The 19,679-nt window shown below is 65.4% G+C and carries 18 protein-coding genes and 1 tRNA gene; 16 read left to right on the forward strand and 3 right to left on the reverse strand.

The window, feature by feature from the left end; genetic code table 11:
• The first annotated feature begins 19 nt into the window (after positions 1–19).
• The 14 genes from AC07VI_RS12785 (at position 20) to AC07VI_RS12850 (ending at position 13,861) form a co-directional block, all read left to right on the forward strand.
• Entirely contained in the window at positions 20–1,603 is a 1,584-nt protein-coding gene (locus AC07VI_RS12785) for a sensor domain-containing diguanylate cyclase (RefSeq protein WP_086147096.1), read from the forward strand.
• 154 nt (positions 1,604–1,757) lie between these two features.
• Complete coding sequence (locus tag AC07VI_RS12790) at positions 1,758–3,191, forward strand: cytochrome ubiquinol oxidase subunit I (RefSeq protein ID WP_099420786.1); 1,434 nt, start codon at positions 1,758–1,760, stop codon at positions 3,189–3,191.
• Positions 3,181–4,188: a cytochrome d ubiquinol oxidase subunit II gene (cydB, locus tag AC07VI_RS12795; RefSeq protein WP_086147094.1), complete on the forward strand. Its 1,008-nt coding sequence runs from the start codon at positions 3,181–3,183 to the stop codon at positions 4,186–4,188. Before AC07VI_RS12790 ends, cydB begins: the two co-directional genes overlap by 11 nt.
• Complete coding sequence (locus AC07VI_RS12800) at positions 4,188–4,331, forward strand: DUF2474 domain-containing protein (protein WP_086147093.1); 144 nt, start codon at positions 4,188–4,190, stop codon at positions 4,329–4,331. The genes cydB and AC07VI_RS12800 overlap by 1 nt, the downstream gene beginning before the upstream one ends.
• The gene (locus AC07VI_RS12805) at positions 4,331–4,870 is read left to right on the forward strand and encodes a hypothetical protein (RefSeq protein WP_492994885.1); all 540 of its coding nucleotides are present in this window, start codon (positions 4,331–4,333) and stop codon (positions 4,868–4,870) included. The genes AC07VI_RS12800 and AC07VI_RS12805 overlap by 1 nt, the downstream gene beginning before the upstream one ends.
• 41 nt (positions 4,871–4,911) lie before the next feature.
• Entirely contained in the window at positions 4,912–5,328 is a 417-nt protein-coding gene (locus AC07VI_RS12810) for a hypothetical protein (RefSeq protein WP_086147091.1), read from the forward strand.
• Between the two features lie 114 nt (positions 5,329–5,442).
• Positions 5,443–5,805 (forward strand): hypothetical protein, encoded by a 363-nt coding sequence (locus AC07VI_RS12815; RefSeq protein ID WP_492994883.1) that lies wholly within the window; start codon positions 5,443–5,445, stop codon positions 5,803–5,805.
• Between the two features lies 1 nt (position 5,806).
• Complete coding sequence (locus AC07VI_RS12820; protein WP_492994881.1) at positions 5,807–7,177, forward strand: TolC family protein; 1,371 nt, start codon at positions 5,807–5,809, stop codon at positions 7,175–7,177.
• A gap of 2 nt (positions 7,178–7,179) precedes the next feature.
• A complete protein-coding gene (locus tag AC07VI_RS12825; protein ID WP_086146649.1) occupies positions 7,180–8,562 on the forward strand; it encodes a multicopper oxidase family protein in 1,383 nt (460 codons plus the stop codon).
• A 181-nt stretch (positions 8,563–8,743) separates the two neighbouring features.
• Positions 8,744–10,399 (forward strand): methyl-accepting chemotaxis protein, encoded by a 1,656-nt coding sequence (locus tag AC07VI_RS12830; RefSeq protein WP_099375809.1) that lies wholly within the window; start codon positions 8,744–8,746, stop codon positions 10,397–10,399.
• A gap of 84 nt (positions 10,400–10,483) precedes the next feature.
• Positions 10,484–11,257 carry a transporter gene (locus AC07VI_RS12835; RefSeq protein ID WP_492994878.1) on the forward strand — a complete coding sequence of 258 codons (774 nt, stop codon included), beginning with the start codon at positions 10,484–10,486 and terminating at the stop codon, positions 11,255–11,257.
• 92 nt (positions 11,258–11,349) lie between these two features.
• A complete protein-coding gene (locus tag AC07VI_RS12840) occupies positions 11,350–11,838 on the forward strand; it encodes a hypothetical protein (RefSeq protein ID WP_086146648.1) in 489 nt (162 codons plus the stop codon).
• A 72-nt stretch (positions 11,839–11,910) separates the two neighbouring features.
• On the forward strand, positions 11,911–13,209 hold the full coding sequence (locus AC07VI_RS12845) for an NAD(P)/FAD-dependent oxidoreductase (protein ID WP_492994876.1): 1,299 nt from the start codon (positions 11,911–11,913) through the stop codon (positions 13,207–13,209).
• Positions 13,210–13,372: 163 nt separating this feature from the next.
• The gene (locus AC07VI_RS12850; protein ID WP_086146646.1) at positions 13,373–13,861 is read left to right on the forward strand and encodes a hypothetical protein; all 489 of its coding nucleotides are present in this window, start codon (positions 13,373–13,375) and stop codon (positions 13,859–13,861) included.
• 12 nt (positions 13,862–13,873) lie between these two features.
• Here AC07VI_RS12850 and AC07VI_RS12855 read toward each other — a convergent pair whose 3' ends face one another.
• A complete protein-coding gene (locus AC07VI_RS12855; protein ID WP_086146645.1) occupies positions 13,874–14,587 on the reverse strand; it encodes a sensor histidine kinase in 714 nt (237 codons plus the stop codon).
• Positions 14,588–14,912: 325 nt separating this feature from the next.
• Between AC07VI_RS12855 and AC07VI_RS12860 the strand changes: the two genes are divergently transcribed.
• Positions 14,913–15,308 carry a hypothetical protein gene (locus AC07VI_RS12860; protein ID WP_086146644.1) on the forward strand — a complete coding sequence of 132 codons (396 nt, stop codon included), beginning with the start codon at positions 14,913–14,915 and terminating at the stop codon, positions 15,306–15,308.
• A gap of 77 nt (positions 15,309–15,385) precedes the next feature.
• Here the strand turns inward: AC07VI_RS12860 and AC07VI_RS12865 are convergent, their stop codons facing one another.
• Both AC07VI_RS12865 and AC07VI_RS12870 read right to left on the reverse strand, forming a co-directional pair.
• A complete protein-coding gene (locus AC07VI_RS12865) occupies positions 15,386–16,369 on the reverse strand; it encodes a GGDEF domain-containing response regulator (protein WP_086146643.1) in 984 nt (327 codons plus the stop codon).
• A gap of 335 nt (positions 16,370–16,704) precedes the next feature.
• The gene (locus AC07VI_RS12870; protein ID WP_492994872.1) at positions 16,705–19,161 is read right to left on the reverse strand and encodes a hybrid sensor histidine kinase/response regulator; all 2,457 of its coding nucleotides are present in this window, start codon (positions 19,159–19,161) and stop codon (positions 16,705–16,707) included.
• A 440-nt stretch (positions 19,162–19,601) separates the two neighbouring features.
• Between AC07VI_RS12870 and AC07VI_RS12875 the strand changes: the two genes are divergently transcribed.
• Positions 19,602–19,678 (forward strand) — tRNA-Arg (locus AC07VI_RS12875).
• Position 19,679: the final 1 nt, after the last annotated feature.

The following is a 19,679-nucleotide window of genomic DNA, read 5'->3' on the forward strand; positions in this document are numbered from 1 at the left end:
CCAATTTCCTGCCGACTCCATGTGGACTAAACCTGTTCCGCGCATGAACTTGCGCCGTTTGATCGTGCTCGTGGCCTTTGCCAGCGCCCTGGTTTCCCTGGCCAACACCTTTTATGCGAGCTACAGCGTGCAGCGCCAGCTGCTGATCGATACCACCCTGGAAGCGAACCACGCCTACGCGAGCAAGCTGGCCAGCACGGCCGAGGATTTCCTGCAGTCGGCGCGCCAGCAGCTGGCCTACAGCGCCGGCGGCCTGCCGTCGCGCATGGAGGACGAGCAGTGGCTGACGGACGAGGCGCAGCGCCTGCGCCTGCAGACGAACAGCTTCAACTCCGTGCTCATCGTCGACGCCCAGGGCAAGGTGCTGGGCGTGTCGCCGGAAACGCTGGCCCTCAAGCACCGCACGCTCGATTCGGCCGGCGCCGCGCAGGCGCTGCGCGAACGGCGTCCCCTGATCACGCAGCCGTACATGTCCTCGGCCGGCAACCTGGTGGTCTTCATTTCGCACCCCATCGTCGGCAAGGATGGCCGCTACCTGGGCTATGTGGGCGGCAGCATCTACCTGAAACAGAAAAACATCCTGTACACCATGCTGGGCCAGCATTATTACCGCGACGGCTCCTACCTGTACGTGGTCGACCAGAACCGGCGCCTGCTGTACCACCCGGACCCGGATCGCCTGGGCGACGTGGCGGGCAGCAACCAGGTCATCGACACCATCATCGCGCAGCGCGGCGCCGGCAACCAGCGCATGAGCAACAGCCTGGGCGTGGACATGCTGGCCGGCTATGCCGTCATGCCGTCGACGGGCTGGGGCATCGTGGCGCAGCGGCCGACGGCCATGACCCTGGCGCCGCTGCAACAGCTGATGGCCAATACCGTGTGGCATTCGCTGCCGATTGCCTTGCTCAGTCTGCCATTCATCTGGTGGCTGGCCAGCCTGATTTCGCGGCCCCTGGTGCAACTGGCCGAGGGCGCGCGGCGCATGGATGCGCCCGGCACGGCCGAGCGCATTGCCGCCATCCGCTCGTGGTACGTGGAAGCGGCGCAGATCAAGAAAGCCTTGCTGAAGGGCTTGGGGTTGTTGCAGAACAAGATCGGCAAGCTGAAGTTCGACGTGCAGACGGACCCGCTGACAGGCCTGTCGAACCGGCGCGGCATGGCGGCGGCGCTCGATGCCTGGCAGGCCCAGGCGCGGCCGTTTTCCGTCATCGCCATCGATATCGACCATTTCAAGCAAGTCAACGACCGCTGGGGCCACGCCGTCGGCGATGAAGTCATCCTGCGCCTGGCGCAGCTGATGCGCGCCTGCTCGCGCGATGCCGACGTGCTGTGCCGCAATGGCGGCGATGAATTCATCATGCTGCTGCCCGACGCCGACCTCGACGTGGCGCTGCAGGTGGCCGAACGCCTGCGCGCCAGGGTGGCCGCCGCCGAGATCCCCGGCGCCGGCCCCGTGACGGTATCGCTGGGCGTCGTGTCGTCGGAGCAGGCGGCGGGCAAGGCGGGCGGCGCCGATGCCGTGCTGCTGGCGGCCGACGCGGCCCTGTACGTGGCCAAGGAAAACGGCCGCAACCGCGTGGGCATCACGGAGCCGGCCTGAGGCGTTTTTACGCCGGAGCGGCTTGACCTTGCCATTCGGGAAACGTCAAACTGATCCTATGTTTTCTCCGATTTCTGAGTCTGTTATGTTTTGCCGGACAAGCCTAGAGTGGAGGCCTGGGTAAAACAGACGTCACACGTCGGGAAGGCAACACATGTTAGGGCTTACGGCATTGGAGCTGGCGCGCGTCCAGTTCGGCTTCACCATCTCATTCCACATCATTTTTCCTGCCATCACGATCGGCCTGGCCAGTTACCTGACGGTGCTGGAAGCGGCGTGGCTGCGCACGCAGGACGCCGTGTACCGCGACCTGTACCACTTCTGGTCGAAGATTTTCGCCGTCAACTTCGGCATGGGCGTCGTCTCCGGCCTCGTCATGGCTTACCAGTTCGGCACCAACTGGAGTTTCTTTTCCGATTACGCGGGCAGCATCACGGGGCCGCTGCTGGCCTATGAAGTGCTGACGGCCTTCTTCCTGGAAGCGGGCTTCCTCGGCGTAATGCTGTTCGGCTGGCACCGCGTGGGGCCCGGCCTGCACATGTTCGCCACGTCCATGGTGGCGCTGGGCACCCTGATCTCGGCCACCTGGATCATCGCCTCGAACAGCTGGATGCAGACGCCGCAGGGGCATGAAGTCGTCGACGGCAGGATCGTGCCCGTGGACTGGCTGGCCGTCATCTTCAATCCCTCGTTTCCCTACCGCCTGCTGCACATGAGCGTGGCCGCCTTCCTTGCCACGGCCTTGCTGGTGGTGGCGTCGGCCGCCTGGCATTTGCTGCGCGGCAACGACAATGCGGCCATCCGCAAGATGATGAGCATGGGCCTGTCCATGCTGCTGATCGTCGCGCCCATCCAGGCCGTGATCGGCGACCTGCATGGCTTGAACACGCTCGAGCACCAGCCGGCCAAGCTGGCCGCCATGGAAGGTCACTGGGAAAACAAGGGCGGCGAGGGCACGCCGCTGATCCTCTTCGGCTGGCCCGACATGGCGCGCGAGGCAACCCTGTACAAGGTGGAAATCCCCCGCCTGGGCGGCCTGATCCTCGCGCACGACTGGAATGGCACGATCCCCGCGCTGAAGGACTTCGCGCCGCGCGACCGGCCCCCTTCCGCCGTCGTCTTCTGGTCCTTCCGCATCATGGCTGGCCTGGGCATGCTGATGATCGCGCTGGGCATCTGGAGCGCGTGGCTGCGCTGGCGCGGCACGCTGTGGCGCTCGCGCCTGTTCCTGCGCTGCGCGCTGTGGATGGGACCCAGCGGCCTGGTGGCCATGCTGGCCGGCTGGTACACGACGGAAATCGGCCGCCAGCCGTGGACCGTCTACGGCCTGCTGCGCACGCAAGACGCCGTCTCGGCGCATGGCGCCACGCAGCTGGGCATCACCCTGGTGCTGTTCGTCGTCATCTATTTTGCCGTGTTCGGCACGGGCATCGGCTACCTGCTGCGGTTGATCCGCGTGGGGCCGCAGCCGCATGAGGGCGAGCGCGTCGAACAAGGCGGCCCCGGCCAGGAACGCACGCCCGCGCGGCCTATCTCGGCCGCGCATCTTGAAGCACCAGCACAAGGAGGAAATTCGCATGGGCATTGATCTGCCGCTACTGTGGGCCGTCATTATCCTGTTCAGCATCATGATGTACGTGGTGATGGATGGCTTTGACCTGGGCATCGGCATCCTGTACCCGTTTTTCAAGGACAAGAGCGAGCGCGACGTGATGATGAATACGGTGGCGCCCGTCTGGGACGGCAATGAAACCTGGCTGGTGCTGGGCGGCGCCGGCATGCTGGCCGCCTTTCCGCTTGCCTATTCCGTGGTGCTGAGCGCCTGCTATTTGCCGCTCAGCTTCATGCTGATGGGCCTGATCTTCCGCGGCGTGGCCTTCGAGTTCCGCTTCAAGGCGCGCGAACGCGAGCGCCACCTGTGGGACAAGGCCTTCATCGCCGGCTCGGTGGCGGCCGCCTTCTTCCAGGGCGTGACCCTGGGCGCCTACATCCAGGGCATGCCGATGGAAGGGCGCAGCTATGCGGGCGGCGCGCTGGACTGGCTCACGCCGTTCTCGCTGTTCGCGGGTGCGGGTCTGGTGGCGGCGTATGCCTTGCTGGGCAGTACCTGGCTGATCATGAAGACGCAGGGGGGCCTGCAGGCGCGCGCCGGGCGCCTCACGCGCGTGCTCGTGTGGCTGCTGCTGGGCGTGATTGCCGTCATCAGCATCTGGACGCCGCTGGTCGATCCGGCCATCGCCGCGCGCTGGTTTGCGCTGCCGCAACTGTTCTGCTTCCTGCCCGTGCCGCTGCTGGTGGCGGGCGCGGGCTGGCTGCTGCTGCGCTCCCTGCGGCGCGGGCGGCAAACGGCGCCGTTCCTGTGCACCCTGGCCCTCGTCTTCCTCGGCTACACGGGCCTGGGCATCAGCGTGTGGCCCAACATTATCCCGCCGTCGGTATCGATCTGGGAGGCGTCCTCGCCGCCGCAAAGCCAGGGCTTTACCCTGGTGGGCGCGCTGTTCATCATTCCCGTGATCCTGATGTATACGGTGTGGTCATATTATGTGTTTCGTGGCAAAGTCTTGCCGGAAGATGGTTATCACTGATGAAACAAGTTGAACAAGGACAACAATCATGGCGGAAGCGACTGGCGTGGCTGGCCGGCATCTGGCTGGCCAGCGTGGCCACCCTGGGCCTGGCCGCCTGGGCGATGCGCCTGCTGATGCGGGCGGCGGGGATGGGCAGCTGATGGCGCAGGTATCGCAGGTGTCGGGCATCCGCTGCGAAGTCGGCGGCCGGTTGCACCCGCTGGCCTTCCTCGGCTGCCGCGAACTCAACTATGGCCAGCGCAGCGCGCTGCCGCTGCACCCGTTCCGCCTGAGCGTGCCGGAAGCGGCGCTGGCGGGCCTGCTCGACGAACCGTTCAACAGTTTTATCCAGACTTGCCGCGAAGACGACTTGCAGTACGAGGAAAGCGACTTGCCCGAACTCAAGGAAGCGGGCTACCCCGGCATCTCGGCCATGCTGGCGGGGCACCGGCCGCTGCTGGCCGACATGTTGCTCGACTTCATGATCGGCGACCTGCTGGTCGCCATCGGGCGCGCCAGCGGCTACCGGCCACCGCGCGCGCGCCATTGGGGCGACGTCGAGGCGGCCGATGGCCGCGCGTATTTCACCATCAATGAAGTGCAGAAAGTGACTTTTGCCGATGGCCAGGCCATCTTCGAAGGGCAGGGATATGATGGTGTGTACGTCATCTGGCTGACGCACGGCGACGGGCGCAAATAGGGGCTTGACCTTCCTCATGTGGGAAGGTTTATAGTTGTGTCATGAACCGTGCCTTTTTCCGCTCACTCGCCCGCTCGCTGCTCTGGCTGCTGGCCGTTACGCTGCCCTTGCAGGGCTTTGCGTCGGCCATGCGCAGCTGCTGCGTGGACGAGCTGGCGGCAGCGGTCACCGTCACCGTCGCGGCCATGCCGGCGCCCCAGTGCCATGACATGGGCGACATGCAGATGCAAGGCCAGCCGCTGAACATGGCCATGGCCGATGGCGGCGCCACGCACCATGGCCACGATTGCAGCAACCATGGCGCCTGCACCGTGGGCGCCACGGCGCCGCCCGGCATGCCCGCCCTGCACGCCTTGACCCTGCGCGCGCCGCCCCCGGCGCTGGCGCCCGATTCCCTGTTCGCCGGGCATATCCCGCCTGGCCCCGAACGTCCCCCGAGAAGCACGCGCTCCGCCTGACCGCCCTTGAACCCGGCGGCGCGGCCGCTGCACGCCCATCGCGGCCGTGCCGGCCGCCCCCGGCGTTCCGACGGCGCGCCCGCCGCGCCATACCCCGTCATTCAAGGAAGTACCATGAAACAATTATTCAGCCTCGCGCTGGCCGCCGGCGTGGCATCAGCCGCGCTGCCGCCGGCCGCCGCGCAGTCCCAGCCCCAGCCCGCCCCGCAAGAGGCGCAAGCGCCCGTGCCGGCCCCCGCCTACCGCTCCGCCTTTGCCGGCTACCGTCCCGCCGCCGAGGAAGACGCCACGCCCGACCAGGCCTGGCGCGCCGTCAACGACAAAGTCGGCAAGGCCGGCGGCCACATGGGCATGATAAAGATGGAGGGCCACAAGATGCAGGGCCACGCGATGGAAGGGCACACCATGCCGATGGAGAGGTCCGGCCCCAAGCCGGCTGCCCGGCCCGCCCCGCAACACCAGCATGAGGGACACTGAGATGGCACGTTTCACAAAATCAACTTGCCTGACGCCGCTGGCGCTGGCGGCCGCCTTGCTGCTCAGCGGCTGCGCCAGCTTCAGCGAGGACGGTGGCATGCAGACGGTGTCCGCGCTGGCCGACGCCCGCACGGGCGCCCCCGCGGCATTGACGGACAAGGGCGGCGAGGAAAAGCTGGCCTCCCTGCTGGCCCGGCCCCTGGACGCCGACAGCGCCGTGCGCATCGCCCTGATGAACAACCATGGCATGAAGGTGGCACTGGCCGAGCTGGGCGCGTCCGAGGCGGACCTGGTGCAGGCGGGGCGCTTGCGCAACCCGGGCCTGTCCTTCGGTCGCTCGCACGGCAGCCACGGCAATGAAATCGACCGCGGCGTCAGCTTCGACCTGGCGGGCCTGTTGACCATGCCGATGCGCGTAAACATCGAGCGGGGCCGTTTCGAGCAAGCCAAGCTGCAGGCGGCCAGCAGCGCCGTGCAACTGGCGCTTGAGACGCGCCGCGCCTATTTCAATGCGGTCGCCGCCGTGCAGACGGAAGCGTTCATGCAGCGGGCGCTGCTGTCGGCCGAGGCGGGCGCCGAGCTGGCCACGCGCCTGCGGCAGGCGGGCAACTGGAGCCGCCTCGACCAGGCGCGCCAGCAAGTGTTTTATGCGGATGCCGTCGGCGACCTGGCGCGCGCGCGCCACCTGGCATTGGTGACGCGCGAGCACCTGACGCGCTTGCTGGGCCTGTGGGGCAGGCAGACCAGCTTTACTTTGCCGTCGCGCTTGCCCGACTTGCCGGCCCAGGCGGCCGACGCGGGCAATATCGAGGCGCAGGCGATGGAGCAGCGCCTCGACGTGCAAAGAGCGAAACTCGACGTCCATGCGACCGCCAGTGCACTGGGCCTGTCCAAGGTCACGGGTTTCATCAATGTGCTCGACGTGGCTTATACCAACAAGAGCACGAGCGAGGCGCCGCGCGAAAACGGCTATGAGGTATCGCTGGAACTGCCCCTGTTCGACTGGGGCACGGCGCGCAACGCCAGGGCGCAGGCGCTGTATGAACAGTCGCTGCAGCGCACGGCGGGCACGGCGGTACGGGCCCGCTCGGAAGTGCGCGAGGCGTATTCGAGCTACCGCACGGCCTACGACCTGGCGCGCCACTACCGCGATGAAGTCGTGCCGCTGCGCAAGACAATCTCGCATGAAGTGTTGCTGCGTTACAACGGCATGCTGGCCAGCGTGTTCGAGCTGCTGGCCGATGCGCGCGAACAGGTCGCCAGCGTAAACAGCGCCATCGAAACCCAGCGCGATTTCTGGATCGCGCAAACTGAATTGCAATCGACCATCAACGGCAGCGGCCCAGGTGCGGCAACTGCGGCAAAGGAATAATGATGATTACACGTAGAAACTTTTTCATGAACGCGGGCGCCGTCGCCCTCAGTGCGGCAGCGGTGAGCCGCGTCGGTGCGGCGTCCCTGCCGGAAGCCGTCAGCATGGCCGGCGCGGAGACGAAGGCGCCGCCCCCGCCGCCGAACGGTCGCCCGTACAACCCCGTCGTCACCCTGAATGGCTGGTCCTTGCCCTGGCGCATGAATAACAACGTCAAGGAGTTCCACCTGGTGGCCGAACCCGTCGTGCGCGAACTGGCGCCCGGCATGATGGCCAACCTGTGGGGCTACAACGGCCAGTCGCCCGGTCCCACCATCGAAGTGGTGGAGGGCGACCGCGTGCGCATCTTCGTCACCAATAAATTGCCGGAACACACGAGCGTGCACTGGCATGGCCAGCGCTTGCCCAACGGCATGGACGGCGTCACGGGCCTGACCCAGCCGGGCATTCCTCCCGGCAAGACTTTTGTCTATGAATTCGTTGCCAAGCGGCCCGGCACCTTCATGTATCACCCGCATGCGGACGAAATGACGCAGATGGCCATGGGCATGATGGGTTTCTGGGTGACGCACCCGAAAGACCCGAATTTCATGAAGGTGGACCGCGATTTCGTCTTCCTTCTCAGCAACTACGACATCGATCCCGGCAGCTATACGCCGAAGATCATGACCATGACGGATTTTAATCTGTTCACCTTCAACAGCCGCGTCTTCCCCGGCATAGCCCCCATGGTCGTGCGCCAGGGCGACAAGGTGCGCGTGCGCGTGGGCAACCTGACCATGACCAACCACCCGATTCACATGCATGGCCATGAATTCGAGGTGACGGGCACGGACGGCGGCTGGACGCGCCCCGAATCGCGCTGGCCCGAAGTGACGACGGACGTGGCCGTGGGCCAGATGCGCGCCGTGGAGTTCACGGCCACGGACTTGGGCGACTGGGCTTTCCACTGCCACAAGTCGCACCACACGATGAACGCCATGGGGCACGACGTGCCCACCATGATAGGCGTCGACCACCAGGGCGTGGCGGCGAAGGTCAACCAGCTCGTGCCCGGCTACATGGTGATGGGCGAGCGGGGCATGGCCGACATGGGCGAGATGCAGATGCCGATCCCCGACAATACCTTGCCGATGATGGCCGGCGACGGCCCCTTCGGCGCCATCGGCATGGGCGGCATGTTTACCACGGTAAAGGTGCGCAAGGACCAGAAAACCGGCGACTACCGCGACCCTGGCTGGTACAAGCACCCGGCCGGCAGCGTGGCCTATGAATGGACGGGCGCCTTGCCGGAACCGGTGCGCGGCCAGGGCGCGGGCAAGGCGGCGGCAAAAAGCGGCGTGGAAATGACGGTGCGCAAGCCTGGCGCTCACGCGGGGCATTAATTTGCCGCGATAATGCCCTGACAAAGCCAACGGCTTGCCTAGCACGGCAAGCCGTTTTGTATGTTGCTATAAATCAATGAATTGTTGTTTAGTGACAATCCGAGCATTTTTTTCCTGCTTTTTTCTTTATATTCAAACTGAAGTCCCGTTGCATACCGGCCACCAGGCCATCGGAGGAATCATGTTGAATCGGATGAAAGTGGGCACGCGGCTGCTGGCGGCATTCTTTTGCGTGGCGCTGCTGGGCGCCATCGTGGCCGGCATCGGCATTTTCAACATGGCCAAGATCGACACCATGGCCGGCAGGATGTACAACCATGAATTGCTGGGACTGTCGTACATCAAGGAAGCCAATATCGCCCTGATCAAGGTGGGCCGCGCGCGCAGCAATTTCCTGCTGGCGACCACGCCGGAAGAGCGCAGCCGGCGCCAGGCCGATATCACCACATTCCTCGAACACAATAAAAGCTACCTGGCCAAGGCCGAACCGCTGTTCGTCTCGGCGGCCGCCAAGGAACTGTTTGCCCGTTTCGCGGCCGTCGAAGCGGAATATATCGCCACCATGCAGCAGGCGCTGGCGCTGGCGGCGGCCGAACCGCTGGCGCAGCGCGGCGCGAACCTGACGCAGCTGCTGGACAAGACGCGGTTGCATGCGGATGAACTCGACAGCGTGCTCGATAAATTGTCCTTGCAGAAAGAAGAGCGGGCCAGGGCGGCCGCGGCACAGGCGTCGGAGGTGTACCAGACCAGCCGCACCTTCATGCTCGCCCTGGTGCTGGGCAGCGTGGCGGCCGGGCTGGCGCTGGGCGCGCTGATCACGCGGGGACTGACGCGCCAGCTGGGCGGCGAGCCGGCCTATGCGGTGAAGATCGCCGGCGCCATTGCCGAGGGCGACCTCACCGTGGAGATCCGCACGGCCAGCCATGACAACGCCAGCCTGCTGTTTGCCATGCAAGCCATGCGCGACAAGCTGGTGGCCATCGTCAGCCAGGTGCGCTCGGGCACGGACACCATCCATACGGCTTCGAGCGAAATTGCCCAGGGCAATCTGGACCTGTCGTCGCGCACGGAAGAGCAGGCTAGTTCTCTGGAAGAAACAGCGTCCTCGATGGAGCAGCTGACGTCGGCCGTGCGGCAGAATGCGGACAACGCGCGCCAGGCCAATGCGCTGGCCGGCGCCGCATCCGACGTGGCCGGCAAGGGCGGCACTGCGGTGGGACAGGTGGTGCAGACCATGGAATCGATCAATGCCTCGTCGCGCAAGATCGTCGACATCATCAGCGTCATCGACGGCATCGCCTTCCAGACCAATATTTTGGCCTTGAACGCGGCCGTGGAAGCGGCCCGGGCGGGCGAGGAGGGACGGGGCTTCGCCGTCGTGGCGGCCGAGGTGCGCAACCTGGCCCACCGCTCGGCCAGCGCGGCCAAGGAGATCAAGACCCTCATCGGCGACTCCGTCGAGCAGGTGGAAGTGGGCGCCAGGCTCGTGCGTGACGCGGGCCACACGATGGACGAGGTGGTTACCAGCGTGCGCCAGGTGGCCGACATCATGCAGGAAATCACGGCCGCCAGCGCGGAACAGAGCGCCGGCATCGAGCAAGTCAACCAGGCCGTGCTGCAGATGGACCAGGTGACGCAGCAAAACGCGGCCCTCGTGGAAGAGGCGGCCGCCGCTGCCGAATCGCTGCAGGACCAGGCGCAGACCCTGACGGAGCTGGTGGGCGTGTTCCGCCTGCACGCCCAGGCCGAAGGCATCGCCGTGGCGGCGGCCAGCAATGTCACGCCGCTGCGCCGGCCCGCGCCGGCGGCCAGGGCTGGCCTGCGCCGCCTGGCCTGAAAGCGGCGGCTTCGGGCGCAACACGGACGCCTGGGCTTGGTGGTAGGCTGTCGGTATTGCGCGTTTGCCACTTCCGGTTTCCCCATGTCATCTCCTTTCCTGTCGCCGTACTGTTTCTCCCTGTTGCTGCTGTCCCTGGCGCCCCTGGCACAGGCGCAGGATAGCGATCCCATCCTGCCTTACCGTCCTTCCGTCGCCAGTCCCGCCCAGCTGCCCGTGCCGGGCCAGCTGGAATTCGAGGCGGGCGGCCTGCTGTCGAAAACGGACGACACGCGCCGCGCCAGCCTGCCCTACACCTTCAAGCTGGCGTTCACGCCCGAATGGGGCCTGCTGCTGCAAGGCGAGGGTTTTGTGCGCGCGCGCGCTGAAACGGGGCGGCGCGAGACGGGCGTGGGCGACACGACGTTCGTGCTCAAGCGCGCCTTTGTGCTCGACAGCGCCACGGCGCTGGGCCTGGAACTGGGCTGGAAGTTGCCCACCGCCAAGGACAGCATCGGCAGCGGCAAGAGCGATGTGTCGCTGAACGGTATTTTCAGCCGCGACCTGGGCGCCGTGCACATGGACGCCAATGTGAACGCCACGCGCCTGGGCGCGTCCGACCCGGACACGGGCAGGGTGCAGACGGGCTGGGCGGCCTCCTTTTCCACGCCCGTCAGCGAGCGCTGGGGCGCCACGGCGGAAGTGTCGGGCACGCGCTTGCGCGGCGCGCCGGCCACGGCGCAGCTCTTGCTGGCGGCCACCTACAGCCCCACGCCCCGGCTGGCCATCGACTTCGGCATGGCGCGCGGCTTGACGGGCGCTTCGCCGGACTGGTCGCTGTTCAGCGGCTTGGTCGTGCCTTTGGGCAAGCTGTGGTGAGATTGCGACGGGATTCCTTATGTGTCCTTGCGCACAAACAGTTGGTCACACAAGGTCTACAATTGCGGCATAACTGATAAAAGGAGTGCCCCATGAAAACCCTCATTCTCGCCGCCGTCCTGCTGTCGGCCGCCACCGCCGCAGTCGCCCAGGTCGGCGTCTCCGTCACGGTCGGCCAGCCCGGCTTTTACGGCCGCCTCGACATCGGCGACTATCCCGCGCCGCAATTGATCTACGCCCAGCCCGTCATCGTGCAGCGTCCCCAGTATTATTCGGGCCATCCGATCTACCTGCGCGTGCCGCCCGGCCATGCGAAACACTGGTCCAAGCACTGCCGCAAGTATAATGCCTGTAACCAAGAGGTATATTTCGTCCAAGATAGTTGGTATAACAACCAATATGTGCCCCGTTACCGCCAGCAGCATGGCGACCATGGCCGCCCCGACTACCGCGACCGCGACCGTCATGACGATCGCCGCGATGACCGCCATGATGACAAGCGCGACAAGCATGACAACAAGCCGGGCAGAGGCAACGGCAATGGCCATGGCAACGGCAACGGCAACGGGCACAGGGATTAACCAGGAACGCCTGGACAAACCGTCGCACTACGCAGCAGGTTTTTCCTGGCGTTCAAGCAAGCAGGAGGATCTTTGCACAGTAAAATCGTTATCGTAGGGGGAGGAGCAGGCGGCCTGGAGCTGGCCTGCAAACTCAGCCGCAAGCTCGGCCCCGGCCAGGTCACCCTGGTCGACAGCCGTCTGTATCACATCTGGAAGCCGTCGCTGCATGAAGTGGCGGCCGGCACCCTGGACATCCACCAGGAGGGGCTGTCATACCAGATGCTGGCGCATGACAATGGCTTTACCTATGTCTATGGCCCCCTGATCGGGCTCGACGCTGCCTCGAACAGCCTCACCGTGGGCGCCATCGCCACCGACAAGGATGAACAGCTCTTGCCGCAACGCACGGTGAGCTATGACCAGCTGGTGCTGGCCGTGGGCAGCACCTCGAATTACTTCGGCGTGCCCGGCGCCCAGGAACACACGATTTCCCTGAACGCCACGGAAGACGCGGAACGTTTCCGTTTGACCCTGCTCAAGCTGCTGGCCATGGCCGAGCAGCGCCAGGGCGACGCGGGCCATCCCGGCGTCGACATCGTCATCATCGGCGGCGGCGCGACGGGCGTGGAGCTGGCGGCCGAACTGCGCGAAGCGAGCGGCGTGTATGCCGCGTACGGTTTCCAGAATCTCAACGCCATCAAGGATGTGCGCATCACCCTGCTCGAAGGGGCGCCGCGCATCCTCGCGCCGCTGCCCGAGCGCGTCTCCATCGCCGCCTCGAAACTGCTGCATCAGCATGGCATCACCGTGGTGACCGATACGCGCGTCACCACAATCGACCCCGACAAGGTGACGGTGGCCAGCGGCACCAGCTATGCGGCCGACATCTGCGTGTGGGCGGCCGGCATCCGCGCGCCGGAATTCCTGGCCACGTTGGGCTTGCCCACCAACCGCGCCGGCCAGCTGGAAGTGACGGGCATGCTCAATGTGCAGGGTCACGCGAATATCTTCGCGCTGGGCGACTGCGCCGCCTGCATGGGGCCGGACGGCAAGCTGGTGCCGCCGCGCGCCCAGGCGGCCCACCAGCAGGCCGATTACCTGCTGAAAACCTTTTTGCTGCAAGCGAACGGCAAGCCGCCGCAGACGAAGCCGTACGAATACCTCGATTACGGTTCGCTCGTCTCGTTCGGCCGCACGACGTCGGTGGGCACCCTGATGGGTTCGCTCAAGGGCCTGAGCTGGTTCGTCGAAGGCTTTGTGGCGCGCATGATGTATGTGAGCCTGCACCTGATGCACCATAACGCCGTGCTGGGCAGCGTGCGCACGGCCGTCATGGCCATGGGCCGTTTCCTGATCAAGCGCAGCACGCCGCAGGTCAAGTTGCACTAAGCTGGTCTGTGCCAGATCAAGAAGGGGCCGCAAGGCCCCTTTTTTTATGGCGGCGTGCGCTGTGCGCGAGCGGCATTGGCCGGGAACCGGAACGCTCGCCTTGCGGTTATAGCAAAGGACAGCACGCGGCGATGAACAGACAGGTTGATTACCGGAGGCGGGCATGCCATCACGATTACTGCAAGTTATCGCCCTGACCCTGGCCGCCCTGGGACTCGCGCCAGGCGCCGCGCACCTGCTGGAGCTGCCTGTCAAGCTGGACTATCCGCCGGCCCTGTATGCGCAGGTGACCAGCAGCCTGTATGTCCTGTTTGGCCCGGTAGGGGGCGCCGTGCAAATGGCCGCCGCGGCAAGCGTGGCGGTGCTGGCTTTCCGCTCCAGGCGCTTGCCCCAGGGACGCCTGCTGGCCGCGTCGGCCGCCGCGTTGTTTGTTTCCCTGCTGCTGTGGGCTTGCCTAGTCGCTCCCGTCAATGGGGAATGGGGCAATAGCGCCGACGTGAGCCAGGAAGAATTTGCCGCGGCCTATGCGCGCCTGCGCGGACGCTGGGAGTATGGCCACGTCGCGGCCTTCATTGCCTGGTTCGCGGGCTGGCTGGGCATGGCCGCCGCCGTCACCATGCGCCCTGCAGCGGGCGCCGGCCCCCCGCGCTGACGCGGCCGGAGTCTATTCCTTCGGGCTAATGCGCGGCAAGACCACGGTCAGGGCCGTGCCGCCTGGCGGATTGGCTGCCAGGCTCAGGGTGCCGCCCAGGTAGTGCACGCGCTCGCGCACGGCGCGCAGGCCGTGCTTGCTCATTTGCACCGCTTCGCTGGCAGGCAAGCCCACGCCATTGTCCTTGACGGTCATCATCAGCGCTTCTTCGTTGTCATCGATGATGATGTCGACTTGCGTTGCCTGGGCGTGGGCAGCGATGTTGCTCAGCGCTTCTTCCAGCGTGCGCAGCAGGGCCACGCCCACGTTGCGGGGACAGATCAGTTCATCTTCGGGCAGGCTGCAGCGCACGGCGATCTTGTGCTGTTCGGCAAATTGCGTGGCCAGTTCGCCCAGCGCGACATTGACGCCAAGAAACTCGAGCTTGTCATTCCACAGCTTCATCTGCATCTGGCGGTTGGTTTCGATCACGTTCAGCAGCAATTGCTTCATGGTTGCCGCGCGGTCGAGCAGGGCCGCCTCCTGCGGCATTTTTTGCGTCAGCAGCGACAGGTGCATGGTCAGCGCCGTCAGCGACGAGCCGAGGCTGTCGTGCAGCTGGCGCGACAGGGCGCGCCGTTCATTGTCCCAGCTGGTATTGACGTGCCCCAGCAACTCGCTGAGATCGGCGGCGCGGTCCGCATCGGCCTGGGCCGTTTCCTTGTTCGGATCTGTGTGTGCGGACATGGCGCCCCGTGAAAATAGTGAAGTGATATGACCGGATTCAAGGTGTGGATCATACATGAGGATTCCATCGCGGGGCGCATGGCTGGAAAAATTCTGTCTTTTCGGCAATTTTAATCTCTACCCATCATTTGTGGAACAAATGCAACACTGGCGGCCGGCGGCGGCCCGTTCCTGGTCCGGATTCCTGGCCTTGTTACGTACGGCTGCGCACATACCAGTCACCTTGCTGCTGCCATAGTGTGCCTGTACGTCATTACGCAGCACGTGCCGCCATCGTGGCGCAGGGCGCTCCACCGGCCCCTTTACCGAACTGAAAGGACATGCCATGAATATCGATACCATCGTCGACCAGGAATATGCCGACAAAAGCTTCCGCGACATCGTCAATGCCCCCATCAGCGCCTTGCGCGGCGTCAGCGCCAAGGATGCCAAGGCCCTGCAGCAGGCGTTCGGCGTGAGCACCGTGCGTGAGCTGTCCAACCTGAATTTCGTCAAGTGGGCCAGCGCGCTGGCCATCCTGGCCGATGAAGAGGGCATGAGCGGCGAAGAGCGCGCCAAGGAAGAGTTGCTCGACGACGCCGTGGAAATGACGTTTCCCGCCAGCGACCCGATTTCCGTCGACGCCGGCATCACGCGCATCGAAGTGGCGCCGGAAACCGTCGATGCACAGACGGACCACCAGCACGCGGGCCAGCATGAAGTGACGGCTGGCAAGAAATAAAGCGTTGTGCCCATGAAAAAAAAACGGCAGGCCGTCATGGCTTGCCGGTTTTTTTACATGCCGCGCGCACTAAACAGTCAGGCGATCGAGGGGATGCCGCTGTTCTGCATGCTGACCTGGGCGGCGATCACTTCGTGGGGCGAACAGCAAAAGCGGTTCTTGCCGGCGCGCTTGGCTTCGTACAGGGCCGTGTCGGCCGCGCCCAGCAGCGATTCGACGGAGCTGGCGTCGTCCGGATAGATGGCGATGCCGATGCTGGTCGACAGGCGCAGGGTCAGGTCGTTGATGAAATACGGCTCGGAAACGACTTCGATCAGCTTGGCGGCCGGTTCGCGCGCGTCGCCCTTGCCGGCCAGGTTGCCCAGCACGATGACGAATTCGTCGCCGCCGATGCGCGCCACCGTGTCTTCCTTGCGCGAGGCGCCCACCAGGCGCACCGCCACCATTTTCAGGATTTCATCGCCATAGCCATGGCCATATGTATCATTGATGGCCTTGAAGCCGTCCAGGTCCAGGTAGAGGATGGCCGACTTGCCGCGGTTGCGGGCCGATTGCTGCAGGGTGTGCTCGATGCGGTCTTCCAGCAGGCGCCGGTTGGGCAGGCCCGTCAGCGGGTCGTGCAGCGCCAGTTCCTGCTGCTGCTTGCTGTATTGCGCCAACTCCTTGTACAGCAGGCGCACTTCCAGCATGTTGTGGATGCGCTTGTGTACTTCCATCAGGTCGAAGGGCTTGCTGATGAAATCGCGCGCCCCCGCTTCCAGGGCGGCGATCTTGAAACTTGGTTGCGCCGTCAGGGCCAGCACGGGCAGGTAGCCGCCATGCTCGATTTCCTTCAAGCCTTTCATGACCTGGAAACCATTGAGTTCGGGCATTTGCAGGTCCAGCAGGATCAGGTCGTAGCAGTGCTCCAGGTGCAATGGACAGACCTGGGCCGGGCGCATGGTGGCCGTGACGTTGGTATAACCGGCATCGCGCAGGATTTCCAGCATCAGGTCGACATTGTCGGGCGAGTCGTCGACGACCAAAATTTTGGCTTTCAAAATCTCATCTTGGCTGGGCATGTATGGTCTCGGTTAATACGGTCAATGCAACGCTGGTTTCCACCGCAGGTAATAGTCTGACGGCGCGGCTGACGGCAGGTCGATAGGATAGTAGCGCCTTGCAATAAGATGGGGCGCACAACAGCGCATGAGCTCGCTATTGTCATTCCCGGCGGCCGGAGCCGCCGTTGTCTGCCATGCCTGCCATGGCGCCGTGCTTCTGCGTTTCAGTGTAGCAAATTTCAGGGAAGTTGCTTGTAGGACAGTGCCGCGTGTGGAAGTAGGAAGGCTCACCCTTGGAAATAGTCATTTTGTCCTGAGTTATTTATTTCTTTGCATCAATTATTCGGGCGCTGTCACGATGCGGGGCCGGGCAGGCGCGGCGCCGCCAGCCGCGCCACGGCCGCCAGCAGGGCGGCAGGGTCGGGCGGCTTCGTGATGCAGGCCTGGAAGCCGCTGTCGAGCGCCCGCTGGAGGTCCTGCGGCCGGGAACGGTCCGCCAGCGCCAGCGCGGGCAGGTCGGCGCCGTCGCTGGCGACGCGCACTTGCGCCAGCAAGGCGAAGCCGTCCGCGCCGGGCGTGCCGATGCCGCTCACGAGCACGTGCGGGCGCACCTGGGGCAACAGTTGCAGCGCTTGCGCCGCGCTGCCGGCGCCATGCACTTCGGCATTGCTGTCGCGCAGGATGCCTTCCATCAGCGCGCGCGTACCGGCCTCGTCATCGACGAGCAGCACCTTGACGCCGCGCAAGTCGTCGCTGCCGGGCTTGCCTGAGGGGCCGGCCGCCGCGTTCACGGGCAGGCGCACGGTAAAGCGGGCGCCCTGCATGTCGCCGGCGCTGCTGGCCGTGACCGTGCCGCCATGCTGTTCCACCAGGTGCTTGACGATGGCCAGGCCCAGGCCCAGGCCGCCATGCTTGCGCGTGGTCGAGGCATCGGCCTGGCGGAAACGGTCGAATACGTGGGGCAGGAAGTCTTTCCTGATGCCGATGCCGTTGTCGCTCACCGTGATGGCCAGGCGCGCGCCGTCGCGGCGCGCCTCGATATCGACCCGCCCCCCTTGCGGCGTGAATTTCAGGGCATTCGACAGCAGGTTCCAGATCACTTGCTGGATGCGGCTGGGGTCGCCGGTGAAGCTGCCCGCATCGCTGGCGATGCTGCTGTGGATGGCGATGTGCTTGGCGTCGGCGGCCGGGCGCAGGGTTTCGATGGCCGAGGCGATGATGCCGGCCGGCGCCAGGGGCTGCAGGTCGAGCAGCACCTTGCCCGAGGTGATGCGGCTCATGTCGAGCAAGTCTTCGATCAGCTGGGCCTGCGCGCGCGCATTGCGTTCGATGCTATGCAGGCCGCGGTGCAAATCGGCCTGGTCGCGCGTGCCGCGCCGCAGCACCTGGGCCCAGCCCAGGATGGCTGACAGCGGCGTGCGCAGTTCGTGCGACAGGGTGGCGAGAAAATCATCTTTCAGCTGGTTGGTGCGCTCAGCCTCGGCGCGCGCTTCGCGTTCGCTGTCGAGCAGCACCTTGCGCTCTTCGGCGGCCCGCGTGGCGGCCGCGTACAGGCGCGTATTGTCGAGCGCGACGGCGGCCTGGGCCGCGATGCCCGCGACGATGCGTTCGCTGCGCGCGCTGAACATGCCCGCCTGCGGGTGGCCGAGCAGCAAGCGCCCCAGCGGCAAGCCCGCGCGCGAGCTGACGGGCAGGCTCAGGCAGCTGCGCAGCTGCGGCCCGTCGACGCCGCCGTCCGGCGCCGCCAACAGGTCGTTCTGGCGCGTGGCCGGGCCGAGGCGCAGCTCGGCGGCGATGGCGTCGGCCTGCCGCAGGCTGATGCCGCTCACGGCGCGCGCCGCCGGCAGCGCATCCGCATCGGGCGCGGCCCCATCGTCGTGGTAGTAGAAGGCGCCGAAGCGCGCGCCGCTGATGCGCGTGGCCGCATCGACGGTTTCCTGCAGCAGGGCGGGCAAGTCCAGGGTGCCGGCCAGGGCCGCGCCCGTGTTGTTGAGCAATTCGAGCACGCGCGTCTCGTCGCGCAGCGCTTCCTGCGCCCGCTTGACCTGGTCGACGTCGGTGCTTGTGCCAAACCAGCGCAGCAGCCGGCCGCCCCGGTCGCGCACGGGATTGGCGCGCGTCAGGAACCAGCGGTACTGGCCGTCGGCGCCGCGGATGGGGAACTCCATTTCGAAGGGCGTGCCGTCGCGCAAGGCGCTCTTCCAGGCTTGCAGCATCTGCGGCAGGCGCTGGGCGTCGTAGGCGAGGCTCCAGCCGTCGCCGGCCATCTGGCCGGCGGTGGTGCCCGTGTAGTCGTGCCAGCGCTGGTTGTACCACGACATGGTGCCGTCGAAGCTGGCGATCCAGGCCAGCTGGGGGATGGAATTGGCCAGCGCGCGCAAGTCTTCCTCGCTCTGGCGCAGGCTGTCTTCGGCCGCCTTGCGCTGGCTGATGTCCTGGATATACGTGGTCAAGCCCTCGCTGGAAGGGAAGAGGCGCACTTCCAGCCAGCGCCCCAGCGGCGGGTAGTACAGTTCGAAGCTGCAGCCTTGCTGCTGCGTCATGGCGCGCCGGTACTGCGTTTCCAGTGCCGTGCCCTGCAAATCGGGGCAGGCTTGCCACAGGCTGCTGCCCGCCAGCGGGCTGCCGGGCTGGCGCCGCGGCGCCAGCATGTCGGCGCCGCGCGCATTGATGTAGCGGATGGTCCAGTCGCGGTCGAGCAGGCTGAAGCCGTCGGTAATGCTTTCAAGCAAGTTGGCGAGATGCTCGTCCGACAGGCTCGGCGCCCCCGACGGGGGAAGCAGATCTTGCTTGCGTTCATGCTTGGCCATTGAAAATCCTGCAACTGTGAGTCTGCCGCACGGGCTCTTGCCCCGCCGGGCCGCCGTCGCCACGCTCAGTTAATAAGTGGGTCATGATGGTGCCGTCAGCCGTCATGAAGGAGGGGCGGCACAAGCGCCCCTGTCTGGCTGGTATTGTAGCCCCAAGCGGCGCGCCGCCACCGCACGCTTGCGCGCCTGACGGCGGTCCCTTGCAGATAGCACTGGACAGGCTGGAAAGCAGTCCCTATAATCCCGCTTCTTTCGAGACAGCAACTTCTCGATTCGCTGGACGCGACTGTGAAAGCAGAAGTGCCCATCGATAAAAGGCGTGAGCTTTTTGGCAGTGAAAAGGTAGTCGGTCATGCGGGGCGGTATTCTGCAAAATCAGCTAAGCGATTGAAAAATCGAACTTTTCAAAGCGAAATGAATACGCTATAATGTTTGCCTGCGCGGCTGTAGCTCAGCTGGATAGAGTACTTGGCTACGAACCAAGGGGTCGTGGGTTCAATTCCTGCCAGCCGCACCAG

This window comes from Janthinobacterium sp. GW821-FHT03A03 (assembly GCF_059421435.1).